This is a genomic window from Marinomonas rhizomae (genome assembly GCF_003315485.1).
Taxonomy (GTDB): domain Bacteria; phylum Pseudomonadota; class Gammaproteobacteria; order Pseudomonadales; family Marinomonadaceae; genus Marinomonas; species Marinomonas rhizomae.
In genome coordinates this window covers 287667-304349 of sequence record NZ_QNSE01000003.1, presented here as the reverse complement: position 1 = coordinate 304349, position 16683 = coordinate 287667, and the positions used below count along the sequence as shown (strand labels likewise).

The window sequence follows — 16683 nt, the reverse complement described above, 5'->3', positions numbered from 1 at the left end:
ATGAGTCAATATTTCATTGGTATCGATCTAGGTACCACGCATTCGGCTGTCTATTATTCGCCTTCTAGCCAAACGGCAACCGAATCAGATCAAGTAGGTCGTATTCAGCAATTGGCGATTCCGCAGTTTATCGCGGCAGGTCAAGTGGATGCTCGTCCTTTACTTCCTTCATTTGTGTATTTTCCTCACCAAAGTGAATTTTTAGAGAGCGATTTACAGCTTCCTTGGGGCAGGGCCCCTTCGGTAGTCGGACAACTAGCGCGTGAGTTGGGTGCGAAGTCTTCTGGTCGATTGGTGCAAAGTGCCAAAAGCTGGTTGTGTCATTCTCGTGTTAGTGCTGATGAAGCGGTATTGCCTGTGGATGCGCTTGAAGAAGTAGAAAAAGTGTCTCCAGCACAGGTGACAGAAACCTTATTGGCGCATTTGGTCAGTGCATGGGACCATCAATTTCCTGCTGCTCCAATTGCCGAGCAAACCCTTGTTATTACTGTGCCTGCATCATTTGATCCTGCTGCTCGTGCTATTACTGAACAAGCCGCGGAAAAAGTCGGTTTGCGTGCTCGTTTGATTGAGGAGCCGTTAGCGGCCTTTTATGCTTGGTTAAGTGATCAGCAAAGCTGGTCTGAAAGCCTAGATGTCAATGAGCATATTTTGGTTGTCGACGTGGGTGGCGGTACAACAGATTTATCGTTAATCCAAGCGGTAGAGCAAGATGGAGTGCTTGGTCTAGAGCGGGTCGCTGTGGGTCGTCATATTCTTCTTGGTGGCGACAATATGGATTTGACGCTGACTTACCATTTGGCGGCTCAGCTAGCGCAAAGCGGCACTAATCTTGAACCTTGGCAAATCAGCGGTTTGACCCAAGCTTGCCGAGAAGCAAAAGAGCGTTTGCTAACCAACGCGGATTTAGATGACGTGAGCGTTGTTGTGCCTAGTCGTGGTCGTAGTTTGTTTAACAACAGTATCAAGGCAACGCTGACACAAAACGATGTTCAACGGCTTTTAATTGATGGTTTTTTTCCACAAGCACAGTTGGGTGAGCAAGCTCAAAAAACAGTTCGTAGTGGTTTCAGTGCGATTAACTTGGATTACGAAGGTGATCCAGCGATCACTCGCCATATCAGTGAATTCTTAGCTCAGCACGATGTGAAACCAAGCAAAGTGTTGTTAAACGGAGGTGTGTTCAATGCCACTGTCATTCGCAATACCCTAGAAACTCGTTTGGCTTCCATGCTGGCCGAATCGATGGATAGCTGCGCATTAACTCTGTTAACGCCGTCTCATTTGGATTATGCGGTTGCTAAAGGTGCGACTTACTATGCCCAAGTGCAAGCTGAGGGCGGTGTCAAAGTAAAAAGTGGTCTAGCGGCGAACTATTACATTGGTGTGGCTAGTCCAATGCCGGCGATTCCTGGAATGGCTCCTCCTGTTGATGCCATTTGTGTAGCGCCATTTGGTTTGGAGGAAGGTTCAGAAGAGCAAATGCTGCCGAATGAATTTTCTCTTGTGGTTGGTGAAAGTGTGACCTTCCGTTTTTTCCAATCAAAAAACAACGAAGTGGATTCGGTAGGTAAGGTCATTGCGTCGTTTTCTGTTCCCCAGCTAAGTGAATTGAACCCTTTGTCGGTACGATTAGACGCAGGTCATTACCAAGCTGGCGACATGGTGCGAGTTTATCTGACTGCCCGTGTTACTGAATTGGGATTGCTGCTGCTGCAAGCGCACGATACTCAATCTGACCTAAGTTGGACAATTGAGTTTCAAGTTAGGGAGGCTTAGACCATGGCGCAAACCGCTTCTCGTTCCTCTTATCGCGTAGGTATCGATTTAGGGACAACTAATTGTGTCGTCTCTTATGTGCCTGCTTATGGGCAAGCTGAACCAGAATTGTTGCCTATTCCTCAAGTGATGGCGGATGGTTCGGTTCAAGAGCTTACACATTTGCCGAGTGCTATTTATGTGTTGGCGTCAGATGAAATTGGAAAGATTGATCCAGTTTTGCCTTGGCGTCATCATGATAAAGAGCGCATCGTTGGTGCGGGAGCGTTGACTCTGGGTCAGCGAAGAGCCGGGCAGTTGGTGCAAAGTGCGAAAAGCTGGTTGAGCCATCGTCAGGTTGATAGACGCTCCGCTATTTTGCCTTGGGCGAGTGAGTTCCCGAAAAAACTAAGTCCTCTTGAGGCGAGTAAGGTTCTGTTATTACACATTAAGCAAAGCTGGAATCATCGCTTTGCAGAGGCACCGCTAGAGTCTCAATCCATCGCGTTAACCTTGCCTGCCTCTTTTGATGAAGAGGCGCGAGCTTTGACATTAGAAGCGGCGAAGTTGGCAGGTTTGCAGGATTTATATCTGCTTGAAGAGCCGCAGGCGGCCTGTTATCACTACATCAGTGATGACGGAAAACTTGCTGCGTTAGCGGACAAAAAAATGCTTCTGGTTGTCGATATCGGCGGTGGTACCAGTGATTTTAGTTTGGTGGCGATCAAGTCTGCGTCTTCAAACAATAGCAGCGTATCTCTGAAGCGTGTTGCCGTAGGCGAACATTTATTACTGGGTGGCGATAACCTAGATCAAGCCTTGGCGTTTCAGTTAGATCCAAAACAAATTTCTGCTTTATCAGCCACGCGCTTAGCGGCCTTGGTTCAGCAAACTCGTCAGGCGAAAGAGACCTTGTTGGGAGATGGTGCACCAGATTCGCTAAGTATTACGGTGCTTGGTGGTGGTAGTCGTTTAATTGGTGGCTCGCAAAAGTTTGATGTCTCCAGAGACGCCTTGTTAGAACAAATTCACAATGGCTTTTTTCCTTTGGTGAATGGCAATGACAAGGTACAAAAGAGCGATTACGCCATGCACACTTTGGGTTTGCCTTACGAATCTGACCCTGCTTTTACACGTCATTTGGCGGCGTTTTTACAGCAGCATAAAACTGTAATCGAAGCGGCAACAGGCTCGCCTATGCCGGATGCAGTGTTGTTTAACGGCGGCTTATTTAATAGTCCTGTATTGAAAACTCGGTTATTAGAACAACTGAATACTTGGTCTTCTGAACCTATCCTTGTCTGTTCTGCAGACGAACCTAACGATGCCGTTGCCAAAGGCGCAGCCATGTATTTAAGTGCTTTGGCGGGCGAAAGTACACGAATTGAAAGTGGAGTGGCGCACAGTTTGTACTTGAAGCTTGGTGAAGATCAGTTCGTCGGCATCTTGCCAAAGGGCACTCTGAAAGGTGAGACCATTCGCTTGGAGCAAGAGTTCTTTGTCACTCTCGGTCAGCAAGTGCAGTTCCCCTTGTTTCGGTCCGATGATCATATTGATTGTATCGTCGGCAACCTTCGTGATCAAAATGGACTGCATTACATTTCTACCTTGATGACAGAGTTAGATGGCTCCATTGATTTGCAAGAGACAGCAGTCACCTTATCAGTTCAAATGACCGAAGTGGGTGTGTTGCAAGTCCAGCTATGCGCCCACAACCAGAAAGATCAATGGCGTTTGGAATTCTCCACCCATGTGGGTTCCTCACAAGGCTCTGAGCAAGCTGATGAAAATGATTTGCTGCATGCCAATATGGGGCAAGCTGAAGAGCATCTAGCTAAGTGTTTTTCCAGTGCGGGTCAAAAGCAAAATCCGGATTTGGTGAAATCACTCAAACAGGATTTGGATCAGCTGTTGGGCAATCGAGATGATTGGAATCTTGCCACGTCACGACGTTTAGTGGATAAATTGTTAAGTGTAAAATCAGCTCGAACCAAAAGCGCTCCGCATGAGCGACAATGGTTGCAGCTCATGGGCTATTGTTTACGCCCAGGTTTTGGTGCTAAGGATGATATGACGCGAGTTCAGCAAGTGGTTAATACCACTAAAGCAGGCACTCAGTTCGATACGGCACCCGTTTGGGGGCAATATTGGACCTTGTATCGCCGTATTGCTGGTGGCTTATCGGTAGAGCAACAAACGCATTTGTTTAAACAGTTTAGCCAATATTATTCGCCAACAGGGCAGCGTTCTCGTGACAAGATGAAAGCACTGACGACTAAATCCAGCGATGATTTAATTCGTTTGGTTGGCGCGTTAGAGAGTTTGTCGAATGAAGACAAAGTCACCACGATTGATTGGTTGTTGAAGCGTTTACAAAAGACTTCTGAGCCAGATACAGCTTGGTGGACGATAGGGCGTATTGCTTCCCGTCATCTATTATTTGGCAAGCAAGAGCAAAGAATAGTAGAGGACAAACTCTTTCCGATTTTGGAGGTTGCTCTTAAAGAAGATTGGAAAAAGCGTAAGCAGGCAGGGTTAGCAGCGGTACTGATGTGCCAAGTTAGTGTCGAGGAATCTGATAAGCTTAGCGCTATGCGCAAAAAAGTGGAAAATAAACTCAAAAAAGATAAATGTCCGATCCAGTGGCTTGAACGTTTAGAAAGCCAAATTGAGATCAACAGCGATGAGCTTAATGCTTTGGTCGGAGAGAGCTTGCCCATCGGCTTGCGTTTGTAGTTTTGTTCAAATGGACCTTACTGCTAATTGTTTTATCATTTTATCTGTAGCCGCATAAAACGCTCGATTTTCATCCGGCGTTTTTTGCGACTGTATTTTAAAGCTTTATTCCCTAGGTAATAAGCTTATCAGTAATGTTGATTATCGGTTTTATATTTAGATTGTTATCATAGATGTGAGCGTAACGTTTGCTTGCGGCACTGCTTAATCCTCTAGGCAAAGCGACCTTTCACTCTAACGGAAGAACATCAAAAACAACTCTAAAAAAGTTCATCTCACTTACAGAAGAAATCTATATTTTTTATAGATTACATGGCTATTTTTTTAGCTTATTTTTTTAAAATCATTATGTTATATACAATGAACCGATTATAAGGATGCCATAATCATGAAGAAATTATTAGCTGCAAGTCTGCTGGTTTGTGCCAGTAGCTTTTCCGCTTTTGCCGCCACACCGCCTAATGCCTTAGTCGTGGCGCAATCATTAGATGATGTAACCAGCTTAGATCCGGCGCAAGGTTTTGAGTTAACCTCAGTGCAAACGTTTACTAATGTATATCAACGTCTGGTGCAATCTGATCCACAGAATCCGACGAATCTGGCTCCTACTTTGGCTTCAAGCTGGGAATCCACCTCCAATAGCTTGACTATCACTTTACGCAAAGACGCTGAGTTTGCTAGCGGTAATCCGGTTCGTCCAGAAGATGTTGTTTTTTCTTTGGGGCGTGTGGTTAAGTTGAATCTAGCTCCGTCATTCATTTTGACCCAGTTGGGTTGGAATAAAGCCAATGTTGATAGCCATATTCATAAAATTGCTGATGATAAAGTCAAAATTATGTGGGACGTTAACGTCGGACCTTCATTTGTTTTGAGCCTATTGTCTGCACCAGTGTCTTCTATTGTTGATGAAAAAGTCGTGATGGCAAATGCAGAAAATGGTGATTTTGGACACGCTTGGTTAAATACTCATTCAGCAGGCAGTGGCCCCTTTCAAATTAAGAAATATATTCCTCATGAAGCTCTGGTGTTGTCTGCGAATAAAACCTCACCAGGTGGCGCGCCTAAGCTAAACTTGATTTTGATGAAAAACGTGCCAGATGCAGCAACGCGTCAGTTGCTCATCGAACAAGGCGATGCGGATATTGCTCGTAATTTGGGGTCTGATCAGTTTCAATCTTTGCAAGGTAAAAAAGGGGTGAAAGCCTTAGCCTTGCCTTACGCTTCTTTGTATTACATTTTGTTTAATGCCAAAGTGGAAGATAACCCTGATTTGGGTAATCCGAAGTTCTGGGAAGCCGCACACTGGGCATTTGATTACAGGGGAATTGGTGTTGATTTAATGCGCGGTCAATTTCAAGTGCAACAATCGTTTTTACCTGTTGGTTTTAATGGTGCGTTGACAGATCAGCCATACCACTATGATCCTGAAAAGGCGAAAGCTATTCTGAAAGAGGCTGGGATTGAAAATCCTCACTTCAAGCTAATCGTCAGTAACCAGCCTCCGTACTTGGATGTAGCTCAAGCTCTACAAGCAAGTTTTGCTCGTGCTGGTATTAAGGTTGAATTGATACCGGGTATTAGCAGTCAGGTTGCAAGTGAAGTGAAAGAGCATAATTTTGAAGCGACGGTTTCGGCTTGGGGGCCAGATTATTTTGATCCTAACACCAATGCGTCAGCGTTTGCTTATAACCCTGAAAACGGCTCGAAAACACTCGCATGGCGTGCTAACTGGCAAATTCCTGAATTAAGCAAGATGACTATTGCAGCGCGCGCTGAAACAGATGAGGCAAAACGTACGGAAATGTACCAAGCCTTGCAGAAAAAAGTTCGCGAAAGTTCGCCGATTGTGGTTGGTTTACAAAACAAAAAGCTAGTTGCGATTCGTGAAGATTTACAAGGCTATGTTCAAGGCATTATGCCAGATATGGTGTATTACAAGAACGTTTCTAAATAATGGGCACCTCTAAACAATGAGCGCTTCAACACCTTCTGTCGGCGTAAAACGCCGACTTTGGATAGGCCGCAGCCAGAATTTGGCGAGCGGCCTTGTTTCATTAGCACTGACCTTATTCGGCTTGCTGGTGTTCACCTTTATTCTGTCTCGTGCTGCACCTGTCGATCCTGTTTTGCAGTTGGTGGGTGATCATGCCAGTGAGGCGACGTATCAACAGGCACGTCATGAATTGGGTTTAGATCAGCCTTTGCCAATGCAATTTCTGCATTACCTAGGACGGTTATTTCAAGGTGACTTGGGTGTTTCCCAATTGACTCAGCAGCCTGTGGTCAGCGACTTAATGCGAACTTTTCCAGCGACGATTGAGTTGGCGACGTGTGCGATGTTTTTTGGCGCTTTTTTCGGTATTTTGCTTGCTGGAATGGCGGTATATAAACCGGGGAGCTGGATGGATCACTTAGCGCGTTTGGTCTCTTTACTCGGCTATTCCGTGCCAGTGTTTTGGCTTGGTTTATTGGGACTATTATTGTTTTATGCGACCTTGCATTGGTCCGCGGGGCCTGGGCGATTAGACGATATTTATACCTATACGATGACGCAAAACAGTGGCTTTATTTTAGTTGATGCTATTCGTAGCGGTGATGCCGACATTATTAAAAATGCCATTGCGCATTTATGGTTACCTGTGGCGGTTTTGGCGCTTTTGTCTATGGCATCGATTACGAGATTATTGCGCGCTGTAATGCTGGAGGAAACTAATAAAGAATATGTCATTTTGGCACAAGCTAAAGGTGCAAGCCGTCTTCGAGTGGTAGTGGTTCATGTTTTTCCTAATGTGTTAGGCACTTTAATCACGATTCTGGCTTTGTCTTATGCAAGTTTATTAGAAGGGGCAGTACTAACTGAAACGGTATTTGCTTGGCCTGGGCTGGGCCGTTACTTAACCAGTGCATTATTTGCTTCAGATATTTCTGCTGTATTAGGTTCAACGTTATTAATTGGTACCTGCTTTATTTTGCTAAATGCGTTTGCCGACGCACTCACTAAATGGGTGGACCCAAGAACAAGATGATGGATTTTATGAATAACCTGAAATCTCAATTAATACTCAAGAAGGCGGGTTTCCGGTTACCTCGTTGGTTGAATACGTTCAATATTGGCTTGGTAATGGTGGTGATGCTATTAATTTTAGCGTCACTGGCACCGCTTTTTTCCCCCTTTGATCCCAATGATCAAAATATCCAAGACAGACTATTGGCTCCCGATTTGGTGCATTGGTTTGGTACCGATCGTTTTGGCCGAGATTTATTTTCTCGTGTTTTATATGGAGCGCGTCCAACACTTATTTTAGTGAGTTTGGTTGTAATTCTAACGGTTCCTATTGGTTTGGCCGTGGGTATTTTTGCCGGCTATTTTGGCGGTTGGGTAGAGCGCATCTTAATGCGGATTACTGACATTGTTATGTCTTTGCCTAGTTTGGTTATTGCCCTGGCTCTGGTGTCTATTTTAGGGCCTGGCTTGATGAATGGTGCACTAGCGTTGGCTTTTACAAATTGGCCGTCGTTTGCACGTCAAGCTCGAACGGAGACCTTGTCCATTCGTCGCAGTGATTATTTGTCGGCGGCGAGAATGCAAGGTGTGACAGGTTTGCGTTTGATTGTTGGTCATATCTTACCTTTGGTTTTGCCGAGTGCAATTGTGCGTGCTGCACTGAACTTAGGCGGCATTATTTTAGCGGCGGCAGGTCTTGGTTTTTTAGGTATGGGAATCCAGCCACCGACAGCAGAGTGGGGTTCCATGGTGTCCAGCGGTAGTCGTGTTATTTTCGATCAATGGTGGGTTGCTGCGGTGCCCGGTTTTGCTATTTTGTTCGCCAGTCTTGCGTTTAACCTGCTGGGTGATGGGCTTAGAGATAAAATGGATCCTCGTCATGACAAATAACTCAAGTTTGGTTCGAGTCAAAAATTTGAAAATTGGTTTGGAAGACGGTACTGAGTTGGTCAAAGGTATTAATTTTTCAATGGGGCATGAACGGGTTGCGCTTGTTGGAGAGTCTGGTTCAGGGAAATCGCTTACTGCGCGTTCGCTAATGGGATTGTTGCCAGGTTCTTTGCTTGTTCAGGCGAATCAGTTTGAATTGCTTGGGGAAACCGTCTTATCGTATAGCCAACGGCAATGGAATAAGTTGCGCGGCAAGCAAGTTGCTATGGTCCTGCAAGATCCCAAATATGCTTTAAACCCAACTCAAAATATTGGGCGACAAGTGGCTGAATCTTTAGTGTTGCATCAGTCTTTAGCAAAAAAAATCCGGATCGAAAAAGTCGAATATATGCTGGATGCAGTCGGTTTGCCGAATCCTGCCCAATTATGCAAGATGTATCCACACCAGCTATCTGGGGGGATGGGGCAGCGGGTGATGTTGGCGATGGCTTTAATTAATGACCCGCAGTTCTTGATTGCAGATGAGCCGACTTCAGCTTTGGATCATGCTGTGCGAGATCAAGTGTTAGAGTTGATTTCTTCTTTAGTTGAAGAGCGTAATATGGGCTTGTTGCTGATTAGTCATGATTTACAACAAGTGGCTGATCATTGTGAACGTGTCTTGGTTATGTATCAAGGGCAACTGATTGATCAGTTGGCGGCATCAGAACTATCGAATGCATCTCATCCGTATACGAAAACTTTATGGTCATGTCGTCCTAATATTGATAAACGCGGGGAAGCTTTACCCATTTTAGATCGTAAACAAATTGCGAGTTTAACAGGAGGAGCCGTGCGATGAATTTGATCGAATTGAATCAGGTCAGTATTAGTCATGTGCAAGGCTCGGAGCGAAATACTGTTGTTCATGATGTGAGTTTAACCGTTAAAGCTGGCGAGTGTTTTGGTTTGGTGGGGCCTTCTGGTTGCGGTAAGTCTACCTTGCTGTGGGCGCTAGCAGGATTGAATCCTAATTGGAGTGGTAGCATTAACATGTTGGGGCAGCCATTAACCGCTGGCAAGGTGTTCTCTGGAGACTTACGCCGTCGTGTGCAAATGGTTTTTCAAGATCCTTATGCTTCCTTGCATCCTAAGCATCGCCTGCGTCGTGCTTTGTCTGAACCATTAAAATTGCTAGGCTATCAGGATATTGATGATCGCTTGAGTGAGGGGTTTAAGCAGGTTGGTTTGGCTGAAAATATGATTGATCGATATCCCCATCAATTATCCGGTGGCCAGCGCCAGCGAGTAGCCATTATTCGTGCCTTGTTGTTGGAACCAAAACTTTTGTTATTGGATGAGCCGACATCTGCCTTGGACATGTCTGTGCAAGCTGAAATCTTGAATTTATTAAATGATTTAAAAGAAAAGCGCGATTTAACCATGGTTATGGTGAGTCATGATCCTGAGGTGGTGGATTATATGTGTGATCATGCGGTGACGATGAAAGCGGGCCGAATAGATACAGAAAAATTTTATAACTAAAAGCGCATTCGCATTCAGTTCGTTTTATGAGTAAAAAAGCCGCTTAGATAGAAATGAGCCCAACTTTATCGGGTCAGTTTATCTAAGCGGCTTTTTTTGATCTAATGTTTTTATGGTTTTGTTAGACAATAGGTAGGTTGTTAACCGCTTGCTGCAAGGCGGATTTGCGTGAATCGCAAAACGCATTGTGTGGCAATCTGTTTGATACGCCCAGCTTTTCAAGTCGTTCTGTTGTTTGTCCGTTAGGACTGAAGATATAAACGGAACAGTTGGCTTCTATGGCGTCTTTAATGGCGTTCTCTAATGCAAGGCTAATGGTTAGATCCATCATTGGAACAGCACTCAGGTCCAATACTACAGCTTTATAGTTATGTATGCGGTTGTGATGTTTGGCAATAGCCTTGCTTGCACCAAAAATCATAGGACCAGACAAGTAGAAAAGTAATACCTTTCCATCTGCTTTATCTAATAGATTTTTTTCATCATCTGACAGCGGGATGTCATCGTCGGCATCACTGATTGCTTTCACGTTTCCTGATTGAAGTCGGCTAAGCTTCTCGATTGTCATTATATTTGCAATAAAAACCCCGATTCCAACTGCAACCATAAGATCGACAAATACGGTAAGCGCCATTACTCCATACATTATAATGGTTGGCGAGAGGGCGACCTTGTGCGCGCGCTTTAAAAAACTCCAGTCGAGAATGTTGATTCCTACATACAAGGCAATGCCAGCAAGTACAGCCATTGGAATGGGGCTGATTAGCTTTGATGCCCCAAGTACAACTAATAATAGAATTAATGCTCTGGTAATACCTGCCAGTGGTGATTTTCCGCCAGACTGTATATTGACGACCGTTCCCATAGTTGCGCCAGCACCAGGAAGGCCCCCAAGTAGGCCGGAGAAAAAGTTGGCTGTACCTTGGCCGATGAGCTCTCTATTTGAATCGTGTTCTTTTCGTGTCAGGCTGTCAGCAATGACGGCCGTTAATAATGTATCGATGCAGCCTAGTGTGCCAAGCACTAATCCATTTATGATCATTTCTATAAAGACAGAACGCTCAAAGGTGGGCCAGTGGATTGATGGCAGGCCTGATGGAATCACACCTATACGGCGCACATCTGAATCATTAAATAACAACACAGAAATAAGAGTGATTGCGACTAAGGCAACAAGTTGAGGAGGGATAAATCGACGCCACTGTTTAGGAAGATAAAAAAGCACAGCAAGGGTTAATAGCCCAAGAAATAATTCAGAAAACTTCAAGTTTACAATAAGGTTTGGTAGTGCACTTAAGGTTCCTGTGACACCGCCAGTTGGCGATGGATGTCCAAGAAAGGGAGCAATTTGTAATATAATCAAAATAATGCCAATACCAGACATAAAGCCTGAAATAACGCTGTATGGCATAAGAGTGATGTATTTACCTAGCTTCAAATAACCCAGTGTAATTTGAAATAGCCCTGCGATCATCACCACGGTAAAGGCCATTGCTACGCCGCCTTCTGGACTGCTAGCCATCATGCTAGTCAGCACAGCAGTCATGATGACTGTCATGGGTCCAGTAGGCTCAGATATTAAGCTAGTGGATCCACCGAATAGCGCGGCAAATAAGCCGACGAGTACGGCGCCCCAGAGCCCAGCCTCAGCCCCCGCTCCAGATGCCACTCCAAAAGCGAGCGCAAGGGGAAGTGACACAATAGCGGTCGTGGCGCCGCCAAATAAATCGCCTACAAGAGTCCAATCTTTAAAGCGCGAGAAATCAATGATCATTATTTTATTACCTGTCCGCTATTTATGTTCAAATCAATCCGTTGAAATAATCCATAGTACCCTTCTTACAAAAGAGCCCGCATGATGCGGGCCCTTTGTGATTTGCTAAATAGACACCGCAGTGTTTACTCTACATTAGCTTCTGAAGTTGATTCAGACTTTTCTTCTCTTGCAATCCTTGGATCGTTTTTCACTCTCCCCGAAGATGCGCGGCGACGTGATGTCGCAGCGTTGCGTTTTTCTTCCTGTTCTAAGCGTAGCTTTTCTTGCTGTGCCAAGATGGCAGCAGGTAACTCTACAGGTGCTTTAACTTCTGTATTTGCTTGTTTGGCAGTAGGTTTGCCACGTCCGCGACGAGGAGTTCGAGTGGAACGACCAGGTGTCTCTTCTGGTTTTTCCTCTTTCGTCTCTTTTACTTCAATATTCTCTGCATCTGAAGTGGAAGCGTCGTCAGTAGACTTAGTCTCTTTCTGTGCGGCTTCTGCTATAACGGCGTGAGCTTCTTGTGGTTCAGATTTTGACTCATCTGCCATATTAGCTTCTTCTGCAGTTGTTTGGGCTTCATCTGATGCTGCTTCAGTTTGCTCTACGGCTGGAGCGGCCTCCGCCTGTGGGGCTTCTTCTGATGTAGGTGCTGTATTTGATTTAGCTTCAGTGTGCTCTACTTTTGAAGTGACCTTTGGCTCGGTTTTGGCCTGTTCTGTTGCTTCGTCAGCTACTTCAGGTGTCTCTTTCTCGATCTTGCGCATTTGCGCTTTCACAGACATCTTAGGTTTTGACGGTTTTGTTTCAGGAGACTCATCTTTAACAGCTTCTGCCGTTGTTTTTTGTGTATCTGCCGGAGATGCTTTTCCTTCAACAGCTTCAACAGCTTCAACAGCTTCAACAGCTTCAACAGCTTCAACAGCTTCAACAGCTTCAACAGCTTCAACAGCTTCAACAGCTTCAACAGCTTTCTCTGCTTCTGCCGTTTCAGGCTTATCTTCAGAGATAGACTTTGCTGCCATATCTTCTTCTGACTTTGATTTAACTTCAACTTCTGTTTTAGCTTGCTTAGCTTCTGAAGTGGTTGGTTTCACTTCTTCTGTTTTTGCGGCAGCGGCTTCAGTAGGTTGGATTTGATCATTTTCAGACTCAACATTTTCTTGCTGTGTGCTGTTTTCTTCTTTTTGTGGACGACGTGAGCGGCGTGAGCGACGTGAGCGACGTTGAGGTTCATCACTGTTTGCGCTGCTTTCTGCTTCAGTATTTTTAGTTGCTTCTACTAGAGCTGCATCTTCTTGCTCTTGTAGTTTAACAGCTTCTAATGCTTCGTCTTTAAGTTTGCCATTACGACGGCGATTATCATTGCGATCACGTTTACGTTCTTTAACGTCAGGAACTTCTTTTTGAGGTTGGCGCGGAGCTGTTTTTACGACAGCCTCTTGCTTCTCGGTTTTCGGCTCTTGAGAGTCTTGTTTATTGCCACGATTGTTGCGACGATTGTTGCCTTTTGTGCCTGCTTCAGCTTGTTCACGGCGTGATTGACGAGTTGAACGATTTTTTTCAGTCGTATTGCTATCGTCACGATCTGTATTCTGATGCTTAACGTTACGCTTGTTTCTATTTACGCGCTTACCGTTAGGCTTACTCGATGTGTCACGATCATTTTGTGAAGGTGTTGTAGCGTTTGCTTTATTAACTGCTTTAGGTTTTGCTTTGGTTTGAGTTTCACCAAATAGAGCCGTCATGATGCGTTTGAGCAAGCTAGGCTTATTTGGTGTGCTCTTAGTTGCCTTTTGAGCTGCTGCGGGAGCTGTGTGTTCAGGAGCCGGCGCTTTAGGGGCGATGCTTGTTACAGCAGCTTGAGGGCGAACATTTTCATTTACTTTACGAGGCTCGTAAGGTGGTTGTTCTGGTGTTTCTACTAAGGTGTAGCTGTTATCGTTTTGAGTGACAACTGTACTGTCATCACGAATCCGTTCTACTTCAAAGTGCGGTGTTTCCATATGTGGATTTGGCACAAGAATAATATGAACGCTGTTACGTTTTTCAATCTTCGCAATATTGGTGCGCTTTTCGTTAAGCAAGAAGGTTGCAACAGATACAGGTAAGACCGCACGTATTTGCGCTGTGCGTTCTTTGGAGCATTCTTCTTCAATGAGGCGGAGTACGGACAGTGCTAGAGATTCTACATCACGTATGAACCCTTGCCCATTACAGCGAGGGCACACAATGCCGCTGGTTTCCCCAAGAGAAGGGCGCAAGCGTTGACGTGACATTTCTAACAAACCAAAGCGAGAAATACGACCAAGTTGAACGCGAGCACGATCCGCTTCTAAAGCGTTTTTCATGCGGCTCTCTACTTCTTTTTGGTTGCGTACTGGTGTCATATCGATGAAGTCGATAACAACCAAACCACCAATATCACGAAGACGTAGCTGGCGAGCAATTTCATCTGCGGCTTCTAAGTTTGTTTGCAGTGCTGTTTCTTCGATATCCCCCCCTTTCGTTGCACGGGCTGAGTTGATATCGATAGAAACTAACGCCTCTGTAGGGTCGATAACGATAGAACCACCTGAAGGTAAACGAACTTCACGTTGGAAAGCTGTTTCGATCTGAGTCTCGATCTGGAAACGGTTAAACAGAGGTGTTGAATCGGTATACATTTTAATGCGCGATTTAAAGTGCGGCATAACCTGCATAACAAAATTGATCGCGTCTTGATAAGCGCTTTTTTCATCAATTAATACTTCGCCAATGTCTTCGCGCAGGTAATCGCGAATAGCGCGGATGACAATATTGCTTTCTTGATAAATTAAGAAAGGAGCCGGTTTTTCAGATGCGGCTTTGGTAATGGAAGACCAAAGCGTATCAAGGTAATCTAAATCCCATTGTAACTCTTCTGTTGAGCGACCAACGCCAGCGGTACGAACGATAAGCCCGCCGTTTTCTGGGGTGTTGAGGCCTGACATAGCTTCTTTTAGGTGTGATCTGTCATCTCCATCGATACGACGAGAAATACCACCAGCACGTGGGTTATTTGGCATCAGAACCAAATAACGACCTGCTAAGCTAACAAACGTGGTTAGGGCAGCGCCTTTGTTTCCGCGCTCCTCTTTGTCCACTTGAACAATCACTTCCTGACCTTCACTTAACACATCTTTGATGTTAATTCGGCCTTCGTGGTTGGATTTTTTGGAAAAGTAGGTTTTGGAAATCTCTTTTAAAGGTAGGAATCCGTGGCGATCTGCGCCGAAGTCAACAAATGCCGCTTCTAAACTCGGCTCAATGCGAGTGATACGGCCTTTGTATATGTTCGATTTCTTTTGTTCGCGCGAACCGGATTCAATGTCTAGGTCATATAGACGTTGTCCGTCTACTAGGGCGACGCGCAACTCTTCTTGTTGAGTTGCATTGATAAGCATTCTAATCATTATATGTGTGAACTCTGTTAGCGGATACGAAAGAGCCACAACAGTGATAGGTAACCATTAATAAATTTGACTCAGAATTAGAGCAAGTCATTTAGTGTTCTCTGGCGAGAGGAGTACGCGATTCGTTTATTTATCTTAAACGCTTTTATGCGGTCGCTGCCGTGATCAATACCAAATAGTCTCTTTAACCGGTCTCGTTTTTTGCTTTTACGAAACAACGCGAACGCGTGGCCTAGCAATTTAATGAGAGTTCCTTCCACTGAAGCGGATTTTTCCGAATCATGCGGTTTATTATTTAAGATTAACTGTTACAGAGGTAAGATAGGGGGCCAAAGTGTCGCTTCGGCAATTGTCATTCAATTCTTGCATCTTATCTTCGAGGTGTTTTGTTGCCTCTTACCCTTTGCGAATGTGAATATAACAGTAAAATCTAAGTGCTTCAATTATAAAGGAAACCAATCTTAGCTTATGTCGGACTCAGAACTAAAATCAGCAGAGCGTCCCGCGGTTCGTTACGTCACTATTGACGAGAATAATACAGGTCAGCGAATCGATAATTTTTTGGTTACCTTTTTGAAGGGTGTTCCGAAAGGCAAGATTTATAACTTACTTAGGAAAGGTGAAATACGTGTTAATAAAAAGCGGACTAAGCCAGACTATCGTCTACAAAATGAAGATGTTGTGCGCATTGCGCCCATTGTAATTGCACCAGAATCTGATAAGCCTGTCTTGTCGGATCGCCTTAAAAGCGAGATAGAATCTCGTATTGTCTATGAAGATAAGGGGTTGATCGTTGTTAATAAACCTTCTGGCTTGGCGGTTCATGGTGGCAGTGGTTTGAGTTTTGGTTTGGTTGAGGTGGTTCGTCAAATGCGACCATTGGAAAAATTTATTGAGCTTGTTCACCGGCTTGATAGGGACACTTCTGGCCTGATCATGATAGCCAAGAAGCGTGCAGTCCTAAAAGAGTTGCATACGGCGTTGCGTGAAAAAGAAGGCGTACAAAAAACGTATCTAGCATTGGTTTATGGCAGCTGGCCTAAGCGAAAATTGCAAGTTAATGCCCCTTTATTGAAAAATGAACTGCAATCTGGAGAGCGGGTTGTCAGAGTCCACACTGATGGAAAAGAGAGTTTGACCCGGTTTAAATTGGTTAGACAGTTTGAAGGTTATAGTTTGGTTGAGTGCGAGCCTGTGACAGGGCGTACACATCAAATTCGGGTTCATACTCAATATGCGGGTTACCCGATTGTGGGGGACGAAAAATATTCACCAGCAGAATCTTTAAAAGCGACAAAAGCTCTTGGCTTTAAACGTTTATGTCTGCACGCAACACGATTAGACATTATGTTGAATGGTGAGCGTATGCTTTTTGAAGCGCCGCTTGATAAGGAGTGGCAACTCTTGATGAATGAGAAATTAACGGGAGTCTTTTCTTAACTATTTGTCGTTTTGAGATCATTGTATAAAAGACGTGCTGATGCAGGTCTTTTTTTACCTTGTTATTGGTTAATCTTGCTTCCATGATGTGTATCACCTTTTGCTGGTGCTACATGTACTAACATGTAGGGGTATTTCCC

The 16683-nt window shown here is 44.6% G+C and carries 10 protein-coding genes; 8 read left to right on the top strand and 2 right to left on the bottom strand.

Translation table 11 applies throughout. From position 1 onward, the window contains the following. From DFP80_RS05030 to DFP80_RS05000, 7 genes are all read left to right on the top strand, one after another. Positions 1-1779, top strand: coding sequence for an Hsp70 family protein (locus DFP80_RS05030; RefSeq protein WP_113915721.1), 1779 nt, complete (start codon positions 1-3; stop codon positions 1777-1779). 3 nt (positions 1780-1782) lie between these two features. After that, positions 1783-4494, top strand: coding sequence for a hsp70 family protein (locus DFP80_RS05025; protein ID WP_113915720.1), 2712 nt, complete (start codon positions 1783-1785; stop codon positions 4492-4494). A 388-nt stretch (positions 4495-4882) separates the two neighbouring features. Continuing rightward, positions 4883-6448 carry an ABC transporter substrate-binding protein gene (locus tag DFP80_RS05020; protein WP_113915719.1) on the top strand — a complete coding sequence of 522 codons (1566 nt, stop codon included), beginning with the start codon at positions 4883-4885 and terminating at the stop codon, positions 6446-6448. 16 nt (positions 6449-6464) lie between these two features. Continuing rightward, positions 6465-7520 carry an ABC transporter permease gene (locus tag DFP80_RS05015; RefSeq protein ID WP_113915718.1) on the top strand — a complete coding sequence of 352 codons (1056 nt, stop codon included), beginning with the start codon at positions 6465-6467 and terminating at the stop codon, positions 7518-7520. An 8-nt stretch (positions 7521-7528) separates the two neighbouring features. After that, on the top strand, positions 7529-8389 hold the full coding sequence (locus tag DFP80_RS05010; protein ID WP_175020594.1) for an ABC transporter permease: 861 nt from the start codon (positions 7529-7531) through the stop codon (positions 8387-8389). Then, positions 8379-9230, top strand: coding sequence for an ABC transporter ATP-binding protein (locus DFP80_RS05005; protein WP_113915716.1), 852 nt, complete (start codon positions 8379-8381; stop codon positions 9228-9230). Before DFP80_RS05010 ends, DFP80_RS05005 begins: the two co-directional genes overlap by 11 nt. Continuing rightward, complete coding sequence (locus DFP80_RS05000) at positions 9227-9913, top strand: ABC transporter ATP-binding protein (RefSeq protein WP_113915715.1); 687 nt, start codon at positions 9227-9229, stop codon at positions 9911-9913. The genes DFP80_RS05005 and DFP80_RS05000 overlap by 4 nt, the downstream gene beginning before the upstream one ends. A gap of 121 nt (positions 9914-10034) precedes the next feature. Here the strand turns inward: DFP80_RS05000 and DFP80_RS04995 are convergent, their stop codons facing one another. Both DFP80_RS04995 and rne read right to left on the bottom strand, forming a co-directional pair. After that, positions 10035-11687: a SulP family inorganic anion transporter gene (locus DFP80_RS04995; protein ID WP_113915714.1), complete on the bottom strand. Its 1653-nt coding sequence runs from the start codon at positions 11685-11687 to the stop codon at positions 10035-10037. A 125-nt stretch (positions 11688-11812) separates the two neighbouring features. After that, positions 11813-15103 (bottom strand): ribonuclease E, encoded by a 3291-nt coding sequence (gene rne / locus DFP80_RS04990; RefSeq protein WP_113915713.1) that lies wholly within the window; start codon positions 15101-15103, stop codon positions 11813-11815. 468 nt (positions 15104-15571) lie between these two features. Here rne and rluC point away from each other — a divergent pair, with 468 nt between their 5' ends. Next, positions 15572-16543, top strand: a complete 972-nt coding sequence (gene rluC / locus DFP80_RS04985; RefSeq protein ID WP_113915712.1) for a 23S rRNA pseudouridine(955/2504/2580) synthase RluC — start codon at positions 15572-15574, stop codon at positions 16541-16543. Positions 16544-16683: the final 140 nt, after the last annotated feature.